Annotated in this window: 12 protein-coding genes, 2 pseudogenes and 1 other annotated feature; of the genes and pseudogenes, 8 read left to right on the top strand and 6 right to left on the bottom strand. The window is 59.1% G+C overall.

Annotated features, from left to right (window positions below; genetic code table 11):
• Positions 1-104 precede the first annotated feature (104 nt).
• Complete coding sequence (locus tag PQV96_RS02610; RefSeq protein WP_066691331.1) at positions 105-476, bottom strand: DUF2946 family protein; 372 nt, start codon at positions 474-476, stop codon at positions 105-107.
• A gap of 152 nt (positions 477-628) precedes the next feature.
• On the opposite strand from PQV96_RS02610, the gene PQV96_RS02605 reads away from it, so the two are divergent.
• The 3 genes from PQV96_RS02605 (at position 629) to PQV96_RS02595 (ending at position 2,225) form a co-directional block, all read left to right on the top strand.
• Entirely contained in the window at positions 629-1,270 is a 642-nt protein-coding gene (locus PQV96_RS02605) for a glutathione S-transferase (RefSeq protein WP_066694069.1), read from the top strand.
• A gap of 144 nt (positions 1,271-1,414) precedes the next feature.
• Complete coding sequence (locus PQV96_RS02600; protein ID WP_142083255.1) at positions 1,415-1,789, top strand: TraR/DksA family transcriptional regulator; 375 nt, start codon at positions 1,415-1,417, stop codon at positions 1,787-1,789.
• 61 nt (positions 1,790-1,850) lie between these two features.
• Complete coding sequence (locus PQV96_RS02595; protein WP_273624473.1) at positions 1,851-2,225, top strand: hypothetical protein; 375 nt, start codon at positions 1,851-1,853, stop codon at positions 2,223-2,225.
• Between the two features lie 110 nt (positions 2,226-2,335).
• On the opposite strand, the gene PQV96_RS02590 is transcribed toward PQV96_RS02595, so the two are convergent.
• Positions 2,336-2,890, bottom strand: coding sequence for an Rrf2 family transcriptional regulator (locus PQV96_RS02590; RefSeq protein ID WP_273624472.1), 555 nt, complete (start codon positions 2,888-2,890; stop codon positions 2,336-2,338).
• 144 nt (positions 2,891-3,034) lie between these two features.
• Here PQV96_RS02590 and nhaR point away from each other — a divergent pair, with 144 nt between their 5' ends.
• Positions 3,035-3,943: a transcriptional activator NhaR gene (gene nhaR, locus PQV96_RS02585; protein WP_273624471.1), complete on the top strand. Its 909-nt coding sequence runs from the start codon at positions 3,035-3,037 to the stop codon at positions 3,941-3,943.
• A gap of 7 nt (positions 3,944-3,950) precedes the next feature.
• On the opposite strand, the gene PQV96_RS02580 is transcribed toward nhaR, so the two are convergent.
• Positions 3,951-6,749: an ATP-binding protein gene (locus PQV96_RS02580; RefSeq protein WP_273624469.1), complete on the bottom strand. Its 2,799-nt coding sequence runs from the start codon at positions 6,747-6,749 to the stop codon at positions 3,951-3,953.
• A gap of 68 nt (positions 6,750-6,817) precedes the next feature.
• Between PQV96_RS02580 and PQV96_RS02575 the strand changes: the two genes are divergently transcribed.
• Entirely contained in the window at positions 6,818-7,924 is a 1,107-nt protein-coding gene (locus PQV96_RS02575; RefSeq protein WP_273624466.1) for an ABC transporter substrate-binding protein, read from the top strand.
• Positions 7,925-8,695: 771 nt separating this feature from the next.
• On the opposite strand, the pseudogene PQV96_RS02570 reads toward PQV96_RS02575, so the two are convergent.
• A pseudogene (locus PQV96_RS02570) lies at positions 8,696-8,815 on the bottom strand (AAA family ATPase); the annotation flags it as partial.
• Positions 8,816-9,307: 492 nt separating this feature from the next.
• Between PQV96_RS02570 and PQV96_RS02565 the strand changes: the two are divergent.
• The gene (locus PQV96_RS02565; RefSeq protein WP_273624465.1) at positions 9,308-13,384 is read left to right on the top strand and encodes a hypothetical protein; all 4,077 of its coding nucleotides are present in this window, start codon (positions 9,308-9,310) and stop codon (positions 13,382-13,384) included.
• A gap of 47 nt (positions 13,385-13,431) precedes the next feature.
• Positions 13,432-14,660, top strand: a protein-coding gene (locus tag PQV96_RS02560) for an IS3 family transposase (protein ID WP_273624464.1) whose coding sequence is annotated in 2 segments (ribosomal slippage) — positions 13,432-13,723 and positions 13,723-14,660 — 1,230 coding nt in all. Because the reading frame shifts where the segments join, the coding sequence is not laid out codon by codon here.
• Positions 13,710-13,826 (top strand) — a sequence feature (AL1L pseudoknot). It overlaps the preceding gene by 117 nt.
• Positions 14,661-14,701: 41 nt before the next feature.
• Here PQV96_RS02560 and PQV96_RS02555 read toward each other — a convergent pair.
• Positions 14,702-15,529, bottom strand: a pseudogene (locus PQV96_RS02555) (type I restriction enzyme subunit R domain-containing protein); the annotation flags it as partial.
• A 385-nt stretch (positions 15,530-15,914) separates the two neighbouring features.
• Between PQV96_RS02555 and PQV96_RS02550 the strand changes: the two are divergent.
• Positions 15,915-17,900, top strand: a complete 1,986-nt coding sequence (locus tag PQV96_RS02550; RefSeq protein WP_207375601.1) for a relaxase/mobilization nuclease domain-containing protein — start codon at positions 15,915-15,917, stop codon at positions 17,898-17,900.
• 68 nt (positions 17,901-17,968) lie between these two features.
• Here the strand turns inward: PQV96_RS02550 and PQV96_RS02545 are convergent, their stop codons facing one another.
• The gene (locus PQV96_RS02545; RefSeq protein WP_207375331.1) at positions 17,969-18,316 is read right to left on the bottom strand and encodes a DUF4148 domain-containing protein; all 348 of its coding nucleotides are present in this window, start codon (positions 18,314-18,316) and stop codon (positions 17,969-17,971) included.
• Positions 18,317-18,429: the final 113 nt, after the last annotated feature.

Here is an 18,429-nt window from a genome sequence, read left to right as displayed (position 1 = left end):
CGCCATGCATCTGCAGCCAAAGCAGACAGCGCCTTTGCTATTGAGCCAAATAGGCCTCTAGCGCTTTATAGGCAAGCGCCAGCAGCTATTAAATCAATAGCAAATCAGGAGATGACCGGAGGGCCGCGTGGCGGCAGCGGCGCCGCCGTGCGGGCCGCAATGTGCGCAGCGGGGATGGGAAGCAACGCGTGCGCCAGTGGATGCACCTCTGGCAGCCGGGTCTGCAATATCGGTAGCGGTGCGCCTATGTGTACGCACAACGGGCAGTCCAGCGTGTGGCTGGGCATGTCTTGCGCGCCATCGTCTGTCTTGACCACCAGCTTGACGGCCCCCGAGCCCAGGCAGATCAACTCCACCGGCTTGGGTTGGACCAAGGGCGACGCCACGGCAACCCCTATCGACAACACAAACCACGCCAACACGAGGCGGGCGAGCCATCGAAGGCTGCGAAGGGTTTGCAGGGGCACGGGTGGCATGTCGCGGAATTGTAGGCGCCCCCTGCGCAGGGCGGGATAGACCTTTTCGCTTCATGACCCAGGTCAACTCCGCGACGCCCGCTTTGCGCACGGACTTCTAGGATGTGGAAACACTCGCGCCCCATTTTTTACAACCTTCAGGAGACCACCCCATGCTGACGCTCTGCGGCTTTTCTGCCAGCAATTACTACAACAAGGTCAAGCTTGCGCTGCTTGAAAAAGGCGTGCCCTTCCAGGAACAGCTTGCCTGGGTGGGCCAGACCGATCTGGCGGCTTCACCCTTGGGTAAGGTGCCCTATCTGCTCACCCCCGAAGGCCCGCTTTGCGAATCCGCAGTGATTGCTGACTACATCGAGGCCGCCTACCCCACTCCGGCCCTCGTCCCCGCCCAGGCGTTCGCGGCCGCCAAAGTGCGCGAACTGATCACCTTCATGGAGTTGCATCTGGAACTGGTCGCCCGCAACCTCTACCCCCAAGCCTTTTTTGGTGGCACGGTGAGTGAAGCCGCACGGGAGAAAGTGGGCATTCAACTGGAGAAGAACATCGCGGCCTTTGCCAAGCTGGCGTCTTTTGCCCCCTACGTGGCGGGCGACAGCTTCAGCATGGCCGACTGCGCCGCCATCGTGCATCTGCCCCTGGTCAGCTCAGCCACCAAGGCCATCTATGGCCGGGACTACCTGGCAGAACTGCCCGTGCGCGACTACCTGGCCCGCATGGCCGAACGCCCGCACGTACAGCGCATCAATGCAGACCGCAAAACCAGCACGGCGGAGATGCTCGCGCGGCGCAAATAAGCCCTCGGCTCCCAAGTCAGTGACCATTCCAGGTCCGCTAGCGGCGGTCGCCGAGACGCGCCAGAAAATTGACTTGCGTCAACACGCCTATCACCCAGCAGGCGCACCATGAAGGTGTTCAATCACTTTCCAGGAGTTGACCGCATGGACAAGACCCAGGTCGCATCGTTACGCCAGCAGCTGCTGGATCACAAAGCCGGCATCCTCGCCCAGATTGCGCAACAGCGCGGCGGCAACGTGGGCCGGGTCGAAGCTGCGGCCGAGCATTTCGGCCACGCGGAAGACTCCCGAGCCCAGGTGGCCAGCGAACGCTCACTCGAATTTGCCATAGAAGAGCACGAGTCGGCACAGCTCAACGCCATCGCGTCGGCACTCGAACGCATGGATGCCGGCACCTACGGCGAGTGCACAGACTGCGGCCAGGACATTGCGCCGGCCCGCTTGCAGGCAACCCCCGAGGTTGCACGCTGCCTGCCCTGCCAAGAGGCCGCAGAACGCCACGCCCGGCCCGCCAAATAACCCACGATTCCAAGAACTGCCCCGCGCGGGCGGATGTTTTTCACTTCAAGAAAGTTGACCCATGAGCACTTTTCACGCCGTTGTCTGGATGGACCATTCCGAAGCCCACGTGGTGATGTTTGACCGCGAACACATGGAAGCCCAGCGCGTCAAATCGCGCAGCCACCACAAGCACCAGGGCAAAAACGACGACACCAGCGCGTTCTTTGCTGACACTGCCAAAGCGTTGGAAGGCTCCCATGAAGTCCTGCTGTGCGGACCCGGCCTGGCTCGCAACCAGTTCCGCGACTGGTGCAGCAAGCACAACGCAGCGGTCGCTGCCGCTGTGGTGGATTCCGTGGCGGCCGACCACCCTACCGATGCGCAGTTGGTGGCGATGGCTCGTCAGTACTTCAAGAAGTTCGACAACATGGCGGCGGATCCGTCCTTGAGCTGATGCACATGCACAGTCAGCGCTGAATCAGCGTTGGCTGTGCATTGCGGTCTGCTGGTCAGATGCGACTCACCGCAGGGGATCAATCCCCCGCAAACTTCCAAAGACAAAACTCAGCGCCGGGGTGCCAGCGGCATCGTGCCCAATGCAAACACCGAATTGGGAATTTGCAGGCGTGACATCAATGGGCGCTTCACAGGCACCACCCCCAGCGCCTTGCGCGGTGCAGCAGCCGACTGCTCGGGCGCCGCAACCACACCCTGGGCTTGCGCCTGCGTCATGAGGTCGCGCAGCGAAACGGACTTCAAATAGTCCAGCACCCGGGCATTGAACGACACCCACAACTCACCCGTCATGGCCTTGAGCTGAGCCACCTGGGGCGGCGTGAGGGGCTGGTAGTCATCCACCTCCATGTTCTCCACCGCCAGGATGATTTCCGCCACAGCGATTTGCTCGGGCTTGCGGGCCAGCGTGTAGCCGCCTCCAGGCCCACGCGTGCTCTCCACCAGCCCTGCGCGACGCAGTGCGCTGAACAACTGTTCCAAGTAAGAAAGTGATGTGCCTTGGCGCTGGCTGATGGTCGTCAGCGACACCGGCTTCATCCTCTGATGCAGGGCCAGGTCCGTCATGGCCGATACAGCGACTTTTCCTCGGGTCGTAATACGCATGGCAACTCCTTCTGAACACGAATGTGCAATACCGCAGACAAGGTGTGTTGTCCTTGCCAGCCCTGTACTCTAAAGAAATCAATACTTCGCGTCTATTCGTTTTATTCAACAAAATACTTCGTTTTTCGCAAATAATTTGCCACCATGAACTTCAAACATCTGCGCTACTTCTGGGCCGCAGCCAAGGCGGGCGGTGTAATGCGCGCCGGTGAGCAATTGCACACCACGCCCCAAACTTTGTCGGGACAGATCAACCAGCTGGAGGAATGGCTGGGCCATGAACTGTTTCGCAAACGCGGACGCGAGCTGGAATTGACGAACGAGGGCCGCATCGCCTTGGGGTACGCAGAGCAGATCTTTGCGCTGAGTGATGAGCTTGAAAAATCCATCCGACTACCCAGAGGACAGGCAAAACCGCTGGAATTCAAGGTGGGTGTGGCTGACTCGGTCGCCAAATCGGTGGCTTACCATTTGCTGGAGCCCGCGCTGAGGATGCACGAACAGGTTCACATGACATGCCACGAGGGCAAATTCCCCGAACTGCTGGCGCAACTCAGTATCCACCGGCTCGATCTGCTGCTGGCCGATGAACCAGCCTCCAAGAAAATCGGCGTGCGCGCGTTCAACCACGCCTTAGGCTTATCGAGCATGAGCTTTTTCTGCGCGCCGTCTCTCAAGAAAGAATTGCAGGGCGCCTTTCCCCAGTGCCTTCACGGGGCGCCCATGCTCATTCAAGGGCCTCAGTCGTCGGTGCGCCAGCAACTCGACCACTGGCTCAACAAACACCACCTGCAGCCTCGCATCGTGGGAGAGTTCGACGATAGCGCTCTGATGAACGCCTTCGGGCGGGAAGGCCGGGGTATCTTCACGTCACCCACCGTTCTGGAGCAAGAGACCCAAGCTCAGTTTGGGGTGGAAGTCATTGGTAGTTCAAACGAATTGGTGGAGGAGTTCTTCGCCATTTCCGTGGAGCGGCGCATCAGTCACCCCTGCGTGGTGGCGATCACGGAATCGGCACGCTCCGATCTGTTTGGTCAAGGCCCAGCTGATTGATCTTGCACTACGCCTCGGCAACAGCGACCACAGGCAGAAGGATCGTGACAGCGGTGCCCATGGCAGGTTCACTGTTCACGCTGACCTTGCCGCCCATGATCTCGATGATTTCCTTGACGATGCTCATGCCCAGCCCCGTCCCCGGAATGTGACCTGAGGCATCGGCACGGTAAAAGCGCTCAAAGACCCGCTGCAACTGCTCTGGCGACATGCCCATGCCCTGGTCGCGAATGGTGATGGCCACGTACCGGCCATCGTCTTGAAGCTGGCACTCAATGACCACGTCCCCGCCATCAGGAGAGTATTTGTAAGCGTTCGATAGCACATTCAAAATGGCCTGTTGCAGCTTGCCACGGTCAGCCTTCACATACACCGATACCTCGCAGTCAGACAGGACGGGCCGAGCACGCCCTGTCGGTGGGCTGTAGTCGTCAGCCACCAGGCGCACAATGTCCTGCAACGGCACTGTCTCCATCACAAAATCCTGGCCCTGCCGTGCCTCGATGCGAGCCAGGTCCAGCAATTCATTAATGATGGTGGACATGCGAGTCGCCTGCCTGGCAATGGTTTCCAGCAGCTCTTGCCGCTTTTCGTCCGAAAACTTGCGCAGCAATAGCAGTTCGGAGAAGCCGTAGATACTGGCCATCGGGGTGCGCAGCTCATGGGCTGCAGTGGTCAGAAACTCACTCTTCATGCGGTCGACTTCCGTCTCATGCGTGATATCGCGGATGTAGAGAACCTGCGAAACAAACGCCGATTCGGAGGACTTCAGACGCAGTTCAAGCACACGCCCACCTGACCCCGCCATTTCCAGCAGCGGCCTCGGGCCTTCGGACCCCGAACCGCCCCCTCGGCGGAGGCCCTCGAATCCTGAGAAGGACAGGGGCTCACGACATAGCGCCCGTAACACCTCCTCAAAAGCCTGCTCATCCAAGCCTTGAACCTTGCCACTGTCCAGCTTCGTCAGGTGCAGGAACGCCTGATTCACAGAAGCCACATGGCCTTGGCGGTCAAAAGACACCATGCCATCAGGGCTCAGAGCAAAAATGGTGTCCAACTGGGCGGTACGGTCGTTCAGCTCGCGAGTGCGCTGCTCGACCAACTGCTCCAGATTGATGCGATAGCGTCCCAACTCAGCCTCTACGGCTTTGCGCTCAGAAATGTCTCGCTGGCTGGTCAGGGTGAAGGTTCGATCACCCCAGCGCACCTTGCTGGTAGTGATTTCTGCTGCATAGGTGGTGCCATCTTTGCGCCGGTGCACGGTCTCCAGCAATTCACCCTCATTGCGCGTCGTACGGATGTTGTCAGCAATCTCGGCGGCACTGAATTTGACATCCCAGGCTGACGCGTGCATGCCTCGCAACTCATCAGTTGAGTAGCCCAGCATCCGGGCTGCACTAGGGTTGGCCTCAAATACAGAGCCGTCTTCATTGAGAATGACCACGCCATCGCGCTCGTGCTCGAAGAGCGCCCGACGACGTGAGGCTTCGTCGGCGATGGTTTTTTGAGCCACCTTCTGGCTGGCATCTTGCTGGGCAATCGTGTCCAACAACCCATTGAAATGGCGAGCCAGCTTCTCCAACTCGTCTCGGCGGTGCCCACCAGCGACACGAGCGCTGTGGTCGCCCTGCCCCACGCGCGACATGGCTTGACCAATCGCCTGAAGACGCCCGGTGATCTCTCTGCCAGCGGCCAAATAGGAGACAGACACCACCAGCATGGTTACAGCCAGTACGCCGCCAACGGCAATCAGCAGCAGCCGGATAGCCCTTTCGTAGGGGGCGTAGGGAAACGCCACCCCCACTGCGCCCAGGATCTCTCCCTCGTGCATGTCATGGATTGCATCGATGCCCATCATGTAGGTGGCATCACCGAACCTCGTTCGTCCCATCCACTGCTTCTCACCCTTCGCCAATTCCATGGCGGGCTCCACAGTCAGATGTCCACCTGTGAAGCGGCCGCCCTCACGTCGTTGTCTGCTCAGAGAAATGATGGTGTCATCCACCGTCAGCAAAACCAAGCCCTCCGTGTTGTCAGGCAGGGTACCAACCGGGTAGACAAGCTCTCGCATGTACTCGATCAAGGGCGCATTGCGATTGAGCAAAATACCGCCTACCAACATGGCATTGGGACCGTCTACCGCCAAAGGAAAGTGCGCAGCCGCATGTATGGCCAGACCTCTGCGCTCTGCCGAATGGTTGCCACCCTCTGGCAATGACGCAATCGCCTGACTCTGTAGATTTTTACCCAGCAGTTCCAGCACACTGGGCTCGAATCGCTCGAAGGCAGAAGTGACGACGCCCGCCCGAGCCTGTTCAACCACATGGTCCCGAGGCAGCACCATGCCAGCAGAGTGGCCCGAGTTGCTTGCAACTATCCTGCCGTTTTCCTCGATGATCAGCAGGTAATCCAGATTATTGCTGTCAGCCACCTCCGCCAGCACACGCTGCACATTTTTAGGATCGCTGTTGCTGCTGAGGAGTGTGCGTATGCGCTCGCTACGTACCAGCTGACCCAGCTGCTGGCCGGTTTGTCGCCGCGTCTGCTCCAGATAGGTGCTGCTCGCGCCCAACTGCCCCCGCAGGTTGACCAAGAGCATCTCTTCGGCCCGATCACCACCCAAAATACTCAGTGCTGCCATGACCAGTGGAAATGCCATCAGCAGCGGCATCATTCCCAAAGCCAGCAGCCTGAACCGCAGGGAGCGGTTCCACGCTCCGCGCCAGTCGAACCGACGTGGGTGCCCCCGGCCAATGATGTCCTCATTTTCTGGCACTAAGACCGACAGATCATCCAGTTTTTTCATGGGCAAACCGACACGTGCAAGCACGAAGGCGTTATCGTAGAGGTATTTTGTTACATATCGGGTTGCCCATGAAAAAAGTTTCCGCTTTCTTGATTGCGATTGCAGCGGTGCTGGCCGCCTGCTCTGAAAAACCTGTCGAACCTATCCGCATTGGTTTCATCGGGGGCCTTTCGGGGCCTAACTCGGATAACGGGCAATCCGGACTGAACGGATTGACTCTAGCAGTAGAGCAATTCAACAGGGCGGGAGGGGCCAACGGACGATTGGTCGAGATCATGGCCAAAGACGATGCGCAAAGCAAAGAAACCGCGCAGGCTTCCGCCAACCAACTGGTTACCGCCAAAGTAGAGGCTGTGGTGGGCCCGTTTACCAGCGGCATGGCGGCGGTGATCGTGCCGATTACCGGGCAAGCAGGCATTTTTCAAATCAGCCCAACGATCACCGCGATGGAGTTCCTGGGCAAGGATGACAACCTGTATCGCATCAACCGCACCACGCGCGACAACGCGGGGGACTATGCCAAGGTGATGCACAGCAGAGGCCAAAAGCGCATTGCGGTGGCCTACGACCTTCGCAACCGCTCCTTCACCCAATCATGGCTGGATGAATTCCGAACAGCTGTGGAAGGTCTGGGAGCCTCAGTCGCTGCCGAGGTTTCCTACGAGTCAAGCAAGGACGCTGACTTTGAAGGCGTGGTGACCAAGATGCTGCAAAGCAAACCCGACGGCCTACTTTTTATCTCTGGGGCTCTGGACGTTGCGCGTTTGGCGCAGGCCGCTCGCAAGCTCGCTCCCAAGCTTCCCATCGCTGCGTCCGAATGGGCAGCCACCGAGCAATTGATCGACCTGGGTGGAGAAGTAGTCGAGGGCCTGTTGATCGTACAGAACTACGACCGCGACGACGCATCACCTCGATTCAAAGAATTCAGCGACGCTTACTTCAAACGGTTCCAACGCAACCCAGGATACAGCTCCGTTTCGACCCACGATGCCGCCACCGTCGTACTCACAGCCTTGAAAAACCGAAAACCGGGGGAGCCCGTGAAAGCTGCCGTAGCACGCAGTGGCCCGTACCAAGGTCTGCAGCAGGAAATCGTCTTTGATTCCAATGGAGACACCATACGGAAGGTCTACTTCACCGAAATTCGGGAAGGTCGCTATCGCCGAATAGATTAACCGGCGGGGTAAGTGCCCCAACTACGCCAAACCCGCTACTGCACTGCAGGCTTGCGCGACGTCAGCCAGCTTTGCGACGAGCTGGGTAGTGCTGATCAATTAGCTTGGGGCCACCGCTGCGCTAGCAACCGCGTTTGACCTATGCGGAACTCACTTGTGAGCCGAATAAATCGCGCGTCGCAAGGCCGGTCATTCAAACAGATTGTCCAAAGTTAGTGATGTCTACAGCGAACCTCGGGCGGTGCGCCAGAACCGCAGAGGGAAAAACGCTGAAAAATACGCAACCCATTGTCTTTTCTACGTCACGCGAATGACATTCCAATTTGCTGCGAAGCTGGATCGCCAAGTCAAATCTGCAAGGGATTGATCAAGCACCGCAGGGTATGCAGAAGCGATGTCAGCAACTAATCGGCCTGAGCTGAAATGGCTACCCAAAACAAAAAAGCCTGCACGGGTGCAGGCTTTTTCTTTTTTTGGTTGCGCGAGAACTTTGGGTTATGAGGCGACAAACCAAACATGGTTTCAATCGACTCCAAACGCCCAAACCAGACCTTATTCTGTCACATCCACTCTTAACTGGGGCTCATGGTGGCATGACATCCAGTGCTTGCACACCAAACAAACCCGACCCAGTTGTCATTGTATACGTGACTCCCAGGGGGCTGCACAATAAGCATGCGACCATTGGGCACCCTCGCTGGCTTGCAATGCACCACGGCTTTGGGCGCCGACTTCGGATGGAGCATGCTCACAAGATCACGGCAATGCGTCCCGCCCCTGACTCTTCTCCTGCTCCAGCGCATTGACAAGGTCCACCGTGGAGTAGCAGCGCACCGGCTTGCTGTGCCGAGTACGTCCGGCTATCCGCAACGCCGTGGCCAGCCGGCGCCTGCAGTCCCAGCGCGCTGGTGAACAGCGCTTCAATGCGAACACCCATCCTCAAGCCTCCTCAGCAAGCCAGACCCACGGGGTTTCACCATGCTGAATTTTCGCAGTCAAGCTCCACACGGAATGCCGAGGAGCCTTGCAATCAAGCACGGCCCTCGCCTAGAATCAATTCCACGGGTTTCCTCCAGAAATCCGCCTGAAGTTGATCTTCACCCTGATATCCGCATAGATCGACCACATTGTTCTTGTACGCTCAGGCGTCCACGACTCTGTAGTCAAGGCTAATACGCCAAAAATTTTGAAATCGTCCCCCGATTTCAAGCGAAGGCACCTTCGCATCACTTGAGACCTGCATAGGTCTCCCGCTCTGCCGTGGGTCTGACGACTTCAGGGCTGCGCGGCAAAGGCTATTGCGCCTGAATCAAATCAGCTGTTAGCTGACAAATCCTCTTTCCTTTTTTACGTGATGCGCGCACTTGCGCGTTGGGACGATCTATGCACGTCACATCTTTGTCGCCTTTCTGGCCGCACATTCGTGCAGCCCTTCACATTCCCGACTCACTGGTCGGGGCTGCCGCATTGCTGCAGTCAGCGATTGAGCACGTCTCGTGTGCTGAAAATCGCTGGCCGGAAAGCGCACTTACTGGATGGAAACAGGTGCTGCAAGCAGCGCAGCGCGAGCTGATGGCGACAGTCGAGGTTGACGACCGGGTCGCCTCGCGGGTAATGGGCATACCGACGTCTGCAGTCGCACGGATGGTCCACATCCAAGCCCGTCGCGTTGACGTGCAGGAGACCATGTGTTCAGCCGTCTTGGGCCGGGCCATTGTCCTCGCCTGCATTAAAAAATCTGGGCTCAGCCAGAGTTTCCTGCATGGCGCCTACATGTTGCACAAAGGTCTCGGTAATTGGCGTGCCCTGACCAAGTCAGACATCACGGACATTGAGGTTGTCCATCAAATCCGAAAAGGGCAAAGCGGTGTTGTCCATGGATTTCTTGGTGAAGTCCAACAAGTTCTGGAGACGTCCATCCAAGCCTATGAAGAGGTGCAGAAAACACTGACCGCACACCAAAATTTCGCGACGCCAACCATAACCGAGCAACCTGCACTTGACGAAACGGCCCACGCCGTTTTGGAACTCGAGAATAGTGATCTTGATGCCTTGCCGGAAACGGCGCAACAGCAAGAGGATGTCACTGCGTCGCCTGATATCTTGGCGCGCCTGCGTTCAGCGGACTACTCCAATGTGCCAACCAAATTCGGAATCGCTGGCAATGATCATCTGTCTCCAGCCGATCTCAGGCTCGTCACATCAAAACTTCATGGCTTCCTAATTGGTGTCGATCCGAGAAAGTCGGCTCTGGCGTCTTGGTATCTCGTCAGCTTGTCTGTCGGATTCCAAGACCGACAGGTTCTAGGTTTACCCATAGGCTTTAGGGCCGGCCACTCGATATGGCTGGAGCTGGACCATGGTGCTTGGTGCTGGGATCGACGTGCATATCGGCTTGAAGAACAGCGTGCAGATGCACCAACCGACATTGACATTGTTCACTGCCCCATGTCCAGGTTGGTGATAGATCGACTACTGGAAATGCGTGAAAAGAATCCGCACGCAGCATCACTTCTGGACCTCATGAAAACAGAGATCCCAGATCTGGAATCACTCGAGGGTATCAAGTATGCAAGGGCTTTCTTGCGTGCCTGTGGCGATAGCGCACACGAGGCTACTCACGGCCGCTTCTCCCGATCCTTGGGTGTTGCTGCCTTGCACATCACCCGCAGTGACATGTTCACAGCTTTATGGACGGGTCATTTTGTTCTCACGGGAGCCGCGGCCCTCTTCTATTACCACCCTACCACGACAGACATCTGGAAGCGCGCAGACGCGGTACTGAAGTGGCTGGGTCTGGAGGGCGCTGGCGCCAATATGGAGAAAGATCGGCGGATCGGTATTGACGGTTATCCAACCAGTGAATCAATTAAAGCTGGGTGGGAGCTTTTGTGCAATGACGTGACCGCAAAACTACCGCTGCTCGAACATAGATCAGAGGCCACGGCACACCTCGCCGCAGCTGATCTGATGGTGCTTTGCTGCACTGGTTTGGTGACCATGACTGCGCATCGAGCCACTCGGCTTGAAGAATTGACGCTGGGTGCATGCTTCACCTGCGAGAAGGTCATGCTTGTTCTGGACAAAGAGGTCGACAGCCGCAGTCCTGCCCGCCTACTGCCCATTTCCCGCGCGGTTCGACAGTTCCTCGACATTGCTCTCTTGTGCCGACGATACCTGATCCGCTCTTCTGCCAAGGCCTCATGGAATGACCCTGTATTTTTGATCCCCGCTGCAGACGGAGCGGTCCAACCGGTGACCTCTGAGCAGATCACCGGGTGTCTACGCAAGCACTTTGGCAGCCATGTGCCGGCCAACTTATTTAGACATCTATGGATCACAGCACTGGACGAAAGCGACGCGAACCGCTGGCTGATTCGCGCTCTGTCCGGTCACTGGCGTGACGTGACGCGCACGGCCGGGCCTTACCTTGACATACCAGTCATTGAGACCTGTCAACGGCTCAATGAGCAAATGGAAAAAATCAAATGCGATGTCTGGCAATTGGCAGATAAGCGATTTCTCTTTGCACGCGTTGCATCACCCACGTTCAAACCTGCAAGTGACATGAATGCGGTCGCGACCTGGGCGACAGAATCCCGTGTTCCTGACCCACGCATCATTCTCTCGCCCATCGACGTGGTCGTTCTTGCGCAATACCAAGCTGTCGAGCGCGTGCGAAACTCATTCTCCCAAGGCCTTGCAGGCCTGAGCGCTCCCGCGGCAGCGTTTCTCAGCATCTGCATGCTTGATCTGGTCCACAAGACGGAGCTCGCGCTGCGAGTAGCCAAGGGGTTGCATCCACTGCAGCGCCACGGCTCGTTGCAGGGCATCGAATTCACGCGTGAGTATTCAACAGTCCCGACTTGGCTGCCAATTTCCACGGTCAGTTCGGTCCTTCTCACAGGAACGTCCCAGAAGATTGGTTGTGGACCCATTGAAGCTGAAATCTCTGAGTACCTGCGACGCGTCGATGGCGATTTCTGGCATCGGGATCCCGATGAGCTGTTGATTCAAGTCGCCCAATGCGTTCTATCTTTTGTGCGCCTGCGATATCCGCCCTCGCTCGCGGCAATGGCACATCCCACAACACCTGCACCAAGCCTGTCTGCACGTTCCTTGCAGCGTCTCGCCAATCCAGCTTGCGTGAACCTTCCGCAGCAACTTGAGGCAAGGCAGTACCGGCAGCCCAAATCACGCAAGGCAACACCCATCCTGGAAGACGTTTTGCGTGTGCTCAACTACTTCGCAGACACGACCATCCGACTGGGGGAATTACAGAAGCGAGCAAACCGATGTCTGAAAGAAGTCGAGTCGATTCGGAATGGTCAATCAGCAGACACCTACTTGTCTAGTTTCATTTTGGACTGGGTCATCGACGAGTTAAAACGCTCTTCCGCCGTGGAAAAAGACTGTCTTCGCATGAGCTCTCTGTCCACCTACCTTGGCATTTTGCGAAGTGGTTACTCCAGGCTTCTTGTGGCCCAAGATAACGCAGCAAGATCCCTACTTCAGTCTGATCCAGCTGATTGGGAAAATCCTCAATGGCTGTCTTGGATCGACACTGTTGCTGCATCTGTCGCTCACCAGCACGATAGGAAAAACACCGACGATATCGATCAAGCGGCGCTCGGTCGCGCTCGAGAGCCGCTGCTGCGCTTAGTGCGAAATCTCATCAAGCGCGACCACCCCGTTAGTCGTTCTGTCTTCAAGAAATTACTCGTCGACCAGGAACTGCAAAGGACGGGAAGTTCTTCATCGGTCTTCATTCAAGCCGAGGACATTGAACAGGCTCGAGAACTCGCCAAGGTATGGTACGCAGACTCCCCTCTCGATCTTTGGATGTTCAAGGCCCGCCTACTCATCCAGTCGAGCATTCCTACGAGAAGTTCTGAGATTTCCAGTCTACCCTTTGACTGCGTCAGTACTAATGCCATGCTGCTGGTCAACCGCATCGGCTACAGCGTGCACAAAACAGATAACGCGATTCGCACCATTCAATTAAATAGACAAACATACGACAGTCTGAACGAAATACGCGAGGGCATCAGGGCGCATCAGCCGCCTGCCGCGCCATTACTGCTTCGCGGGCGGGGCGAGCAGTCGGATGGACGTCGTGATCAAGGCCTTGTCGATGACCTAAGCGCCGCGCTCAAGCAGGTGACCAGAGACCCCAAGGCCCGCCCGCACAGCTTACGAGCACGGGCGGTCCAGGAAATCACCTGGCCCGGCTGGGAGAGCCATGTCAAGCAACTCCTGCGTGCCGGTCTGCGCGTACAAGAAGCAAAAAAATGGATTACCTCACTGCAAACTGAATGGTATCGGGCCACCTATGCAGCCTCTCAAGCGGGGCATGGCGACTTGCGGGCAGGTTTGGGGAATTACTTCTCCAGCTGGTCACTCATCTACTACGTACATGCCCAGGCTTTACTCAGCGAGGTGGACTTGGGGGCTGACTGAATCGCCCCGGGTTTTGTGGAGGCTCAATACTCTGAGAGGATTGAGCCATGACGAAGTCAAACAAGTTTTCACCTGAGGTCCGCGAACGCGCTGTTCGCATGGTGCGCGAGCACCGAGGTGAGTACCCATCGCTGTGGGCTGCCATCGAATCCATCGCCCCCAAGATCGGCTGCGTGCCCCAGACCCTCAACGAATGGGTCAAGCGCGACCAGATCGATAGCGGCGAGCGCGACGGCATCACGACGTCTGAGCGTGAACAGATGAAGGCGCTGGAGCGCGAGGTCAAAGAGCTGCGCAAGGCCAATGAGATCCTGAAGCTGGCCAGCGCGTTTTTCGCCCAGGCGGAGCTCGACCGCCGTCTGAAGTCCTGAAGGGCTTCATCGATCAGCATCGACAGGCCTACGGGGTCGAGTCGATCTGCAAGGTGCTGCAGATCGCTCCGTCAGGCTATTGGCGGTATGCCGCCCATCAACGCAATCCCCAACTGCGCTGTCCGCGCGCCCAACGTGACGACACCCTGGTGCCGCACATTAAGCGTGTCTGGCAGGCCAACATGCGGGTCTATGGTGCCGACAAGGTCTGGAAGCAGATGAACCGGGAGGGAGTTGTCGTTGCCCGCTGCACGGTCGAGCGCTTGATGAAGCGCCTAGGCTTGCAGGGCGTGCGCCGTGGCAAGGTGGTGCGTACCACCATCAGTGACATGAGGGCACCGTGTCCACTGGATCGGGTTAACCGACAGTTCAAGGCCGAGCGGCCCAACCAGCTGTGGGTCTCAGACTTCACCTACGTCTCGACCTGGCAGGGCTGGCTGTACGTGGCCTTCGTGATCGACGTGTACGCCCGGCGCATTGTGGGCTGGCGGGTCAGTAGTTCGATGCACACGGACTTCGTTCTGGATGCCCTGGAGCAGGCGCTGTATGCCCGGCAACCCGAGCGTGATGGCGCCTTGATTCACCATTCCGACAGGGGGTCGCAATACGTCAGCATTCGCTACAGCGAACGTCTCTCAGAGGCTGGCATCGAGCCCTCGGTGGGCAGCAAGGGCGACAGCTACGACAACGCCTTGGCCGAGACGATCAACGGGCTATACAAGGCCGAGGTAATTCACCGGCGGTCATGGCCAACCCGTGAATCGGTGGAACTGGCTACGCTTGAATGGGTGTCCTGGTTTAACCATCACCGGTTGCTCGGTCCCATCGGATACATACCGCCCGCAGAAGCTGAGGCAAACTATTACCGGCAACTCGCCAGTCAGACCTCCATGGTGGTGGCCTGACTTAAACCAAACAGCCTCCGCGAATACCGGGGCGATTCACAGCCATGCAACATGGATTGCAGGACATCGAGCTTTTCCATGAGTACGCTGTACGCCTCGCGGGCATCCACGGTGGGAGTGCCCCGGCCTTTGCTGGCGGTGTACTCCTTCATGGCGGCTTTGAGTTCGTTGCCGATGCCGATGTAGTCCACCACCAAGCCGCCTTGCTTGCCCTTGAAGACCCGGTTCACCCGCGCAATTGCTTGCATGAGGTTATGGCCCTTCATGGGCTTGTCCACGTACAGGGTGTGAACGCAGGGGGCATCGAAGCCGGTGAGCCACATGTCGCGCACGATCACCAGGCGGAGCGGGTCGGCGGGGTCTTTGAAGCGCTTTTCCAGTCGTTTTTTGACCTTGCCGTCGTAGATATGGGGGCGCAGCAGGGCTTTGTCGCTGGCGGAGCCGGTCATCACGATCTTGATTGCGCCTTTCTCGGGGTCTGGGTCGTGCCAGTCGGGCCGCAGCTTGATGATCTCGTTGTAGAGGTGAACGCAGATGTCGCGGCTCATGGCCACCACCATGGCTTTGCCGGATTGGGCGGTGCTGCGTTCTTCAAAGTGCGCCACCAGATCGGCGGCCACACTGGCAACGCGGGGTTCGGCGCCTACGATTTTTTCCAGGGCGGCCCATCGGCTTTTGAGTTTGGCCTGGGTACTTTCTTCCTCGTCCTCGGCCAGCTCGTCCACTTCGTCGTCAATGCTGGGCAGGTCTTCGTCTTTGAGGCACAGCTTTGCCAGGCGCGATTCGTAGTAGATGGCCACGGTGGCGCCATCTTCCTTGGCCTGTTGCATGTCGTAGACGTGGATGTACTCACCAAACACCGCACGGGTGGCTGCTGCCGTGTCGTCGCGCGTGCAGTGCAAATGCGTTCGCATTGCACTTCGCGCTGCCTACGGCGCAGCCGTCCACTGTGCAGGCGTCTTGCCTTGAACGCGCCCGGCCTGCGGCCCTGGCCGCGTTCGCCGGTGGGCTGGCTGCCAGCAGCGCAGCGCCACCCGGCCGCCATTGCCGGGAGCGCAAGCAGGAGGCAAAGGCGGAAGGCAAGACAAAAGGACGCGGCACCGGCCCGCGTCGAAAGCCAGTCTGCACATGGGGGTGGCGCAGCACGGCGCGGCTTCGCCGCCGTGCTGCGTGTGGCGCTAAGCCCGCGCCAAGACAGGGCGGCCCGCGTGCTTCGCACGATGGGACACGTCGCAGCTTTCCGAGGGGACGGCCATGAGCGACCACCGCGATGACGATTTCCGCATCCGCCCCGGTGTCCCGAAGAACCGGGGCCAGGGCTTTGTTTCCAAGGTGCTCAAGCAGGTCGGCAAGACCAGCGGCGGCAAGTCGGCGATGCGCCGTCCGGCATCGACCGGGAACACTGGAAAGCACGCCGGCCAACGGCCCGGCTCGCGCTTGGGGCGCGGGCATACGGCGGCACGCTTTGCGGGTGCGAAGTTGACGCCGCTGTCGCGCCGCGTGACCATCAAGTCCTTGCTGGTCAACCAGCGCCAAGTCAGCCCGCAATCTTTGTCGAAGCACCTGCGCTACATCGAGCGTGATGGTGCAGGCCGCGATGGAGAGCCGGGCCGGGCCTATGGGCCGCAGGCCGATGAAGCCGATCTGGATGCGTTCAAGGAGCGCTGCGCCGACGACCGGCACCATTTCCGCTTCATCGTCTCGCCCGAGGAGGGGGTCGATCTGGATGATCTTCGGACGTACACGCGCCATCTGATGAACCGCATGGAAGCCGACCTGGGCACGCGGCTGGAGTGGGTAGCGGTCGATCACTGGAACACCGACAACCCGCACACCCACCTCATCGTGCGCGGGCGCGACGACACCGGCAAAGACCTCATCATCGCGGGCGACTACATCGCCCACGGCTTTCGGCACCGGGCCGCCGAGCTGGCGACCGAATGGCTAGGGCCGCGCACCGAACTGGAAATCCAGCAGACCTTGCAGCGGGAGGTGGAACAGGAGCGGTGGACGAGCCTGGATCACACGCTGCAACGTGAAGCTGGCGACGATGGTCGCGTGCAGGTCAGACGCTTCAACGAACCGAAGCTGCAACGCCAGGGTCTGCTGCTGATTGGCCGCTTGCAATGCTTGCAGCGCCTGGGCCTGGCCGACGAAGCGCAGCCTGGCACCTGGACCACCCATGCCGATGCCGAGAAGACCTTGCGCGCTCTGGGTGAGCGTGGCGACATCATCCGCACCATGCAGCGGGCCATGGGCGGCCAGCCGCGCGAGCTGGCGGTGTTCGAGCCGGGTGACGATGGAAGAACAATCATTGGCCGCGTGGCCGCCAAGGGGCTGGCCGACGAGCTGCGCGACCGGAGCTATCTGGTCATCGACGGCGTGGACGGCAAGGCGCACTACGTCGCGCTCAACGCCCGCGACGAACCCGCAAACTATCCGACCGGCGCGGTGGTGGAAGTACGTGGTTCCGCCGAGGTACGGGCGGCAGATCGCAATATCGCTGCGCTGGCCAGCAATGGGCTCTACAGAACCGATCATCACCTGGCAATTGCCCAAGGTCAGGCGCAGGCCGGCCGTGATCCGCACGAAGTCGTTGCCGCGCACGTTCGCAGGCTGGAAGCCCTGCGCCGGGCCGGCATCGTGGAACGTATTGCCGAGGGGCTGTGGAAGGTACCCGACGACCTGCCCGAGCGTGGCCGCCAGTACGATGCGCAACGCCTGGGCGGCGTAGCCGTGGAGCTTAAATCGCACCTGCCCATTGAGCGGCAGGCGCGCGTGATTGGGGCTACCTGGCTGGATCAGCAGTTGATCGGCGGCGGCTCGGGGCTGGGCAACCTGGGGTTTGGCGGCGAGGCGAAGCAGGCGATGCTGCAACGCGCCGATTTCCTGGCCGAACAGGGGCTGGCCGAGCGGCGCGGTCAGCGCGTGTTCCTGGCGCGCAATCTGCTGACGGTGATGCGCAATCGGGAAGTGGCGCAGGCCGGGAAGGACATTGCCGCCGAAACCGGGCTGGAGCATCGGCCTGCGGCAGATGGCCAGCGCGTGGCCGGCATCTACCGCCGCAGCGTGATGCTCGCCAGCGGGCGCTACGCGATGCTCGATGACGGGATGGGATTCAGCCTGGTGCCGTGGAAGCCGGTGATTGAGCAGCGGCTGGGACAGCAGATCGCCGCGACGGTGCGCGGCGGTGGGGTGTCATGGGAAATTGGACGGCGGCCTGGGCTGTCCCGAGGTTAGTCAGGCCGACGCCAGCGATCCCACAGAATGGATTCAACGTGCTCTGCTGGAGCACCAACTGGGGGCTATCAACCCCGGGAGTAGAGACGCAGACGCTCGGAGCGTTCGGCAGGTGACTCGTTCAGCATTTCGTTGATCACTTGCTGACGAGTTTTCCCTGGGCCCACATTAGGCACAGGCATTGGGTAGTTGCTCTCGCCATAAGAAAGAAGTCCTTGCCGCATGGCAGCCTTGGCTTCCGCGATGACCTGCTCTCGCGTCTTCTCGCTCTTGAGGTGTTCCGGGTGAACGATTACACCCTGTTCATTGTTGGCAGGATGCTCATATGCTGCCGAAGCCATCCCTGGAAGGCCCAGAGCAACTACTGCGGTTGCGGCTGCGATCATGGAAGAAAGGGAGAGGCGTTGTTGGGTCATGGTTGAAGCTCCTAAGGAAGGTAGATGAAACTTGCATCTCTCATGCCTTGGTCGGGCGTTGAGGTGATGTGTTCATCTTAGGGAGCGCACCCCAACAGAATCCGGACAGCCAG

It is taken from the genome of Acidovorax temperans, from assembly GCF_028596105.1.
GTDB lineage: Bacteria > Pseudomonadota > Gammaproteobacteria > Burkholderiales > Burkholderiaceae_C > Acidovorax > Acidovorax temperans.
Note: the sequence above shows the minus strand (reverse complement) of the source record. Positions and strands in the feature narration are given on the sequence as shown.

Excerpts from the sequence above, each read along its gene's own strand:
- PQV96_RS02610 (WP_066691331.1), bottom strand. The coding sequence starts at position 476 with ATGCCACCCGTGCCCCTGCAAACCCTTCGCAGCCTTCGATGGCTCGCC.
- PQV96_RS02605 (WP_066694069.1), top strand. The coding sequence starts at position 629 with ATGCTGACGCTCTGCGGCTTTTCTGCCAGCAATTACTACAACAAGGTC.
- PQV96_RS02600 (WP_142083255.1), top strand. The coding sequence starts at position 1,415 with ATGGACAAGACCCAGGTCGCATCGTTACGCCAGCAGCTGCTGGATCAC.
- PQV96_RS02595 (WP_273624473.1), top strand. The coding sequence starts at position 1,851 with ATGAGCACTTTTCACGCCGTTGTCTGGATGGACCATTCCGAAGCCCAC.
- PQV96_RS02590 (WP_273624472.1), bottom strand. The coding sequence starts at position 2,890 with ATGCGTATTACGACCCGAGGAAAAGTCGCTGTATCGGCCATGACGGAC.
- nhaR (WP_273624471.1), top strand. The coding sequence starts at position 3,035 with ATGAACTTCAAACATCTGCGCTACTTCTGGGCCGCAGCCAAGGCGGGC.
- PQV96_RS02580 (WP_273624469.1), bottom strand. The coding sequence starts at position 6,749 with ATGAAAAAACTGGATGATCTGTCGGTCTTAGTGCCAGAAAATGAGGAC.
- PQV96_RS02575 (WP_273624466.1), top strand. The coding sequence starts at position 6,818 with ATGAAAAAAGTTTCCGCTTTCTTGATTGCGATTGCAGCGGTGCTGGCC.
- PQV96_RS02565 (WP_273624465.1), top strand. The coding sequence starts at position 9,308 with ATGCACGTCACATCTTTGTCGCCTTTCTGGCCGCACATTCGTGCAGCC.
- PQV96_RS02550 (WP_207375601.1), top strand. The coding sequence starts at position 15,915 with ATGAGCGACCACCGCGATGACGATTTCCGCATCCGCCCCGGTGTCCCG.
- PQV96_RS02545 (WP_207375331.1), bottom strand. The coding sequence starts at position 18,316 with ATGACCCAACAACGCCTCTCCCTTTCTTCCATGATCGCAGCCGCAACC.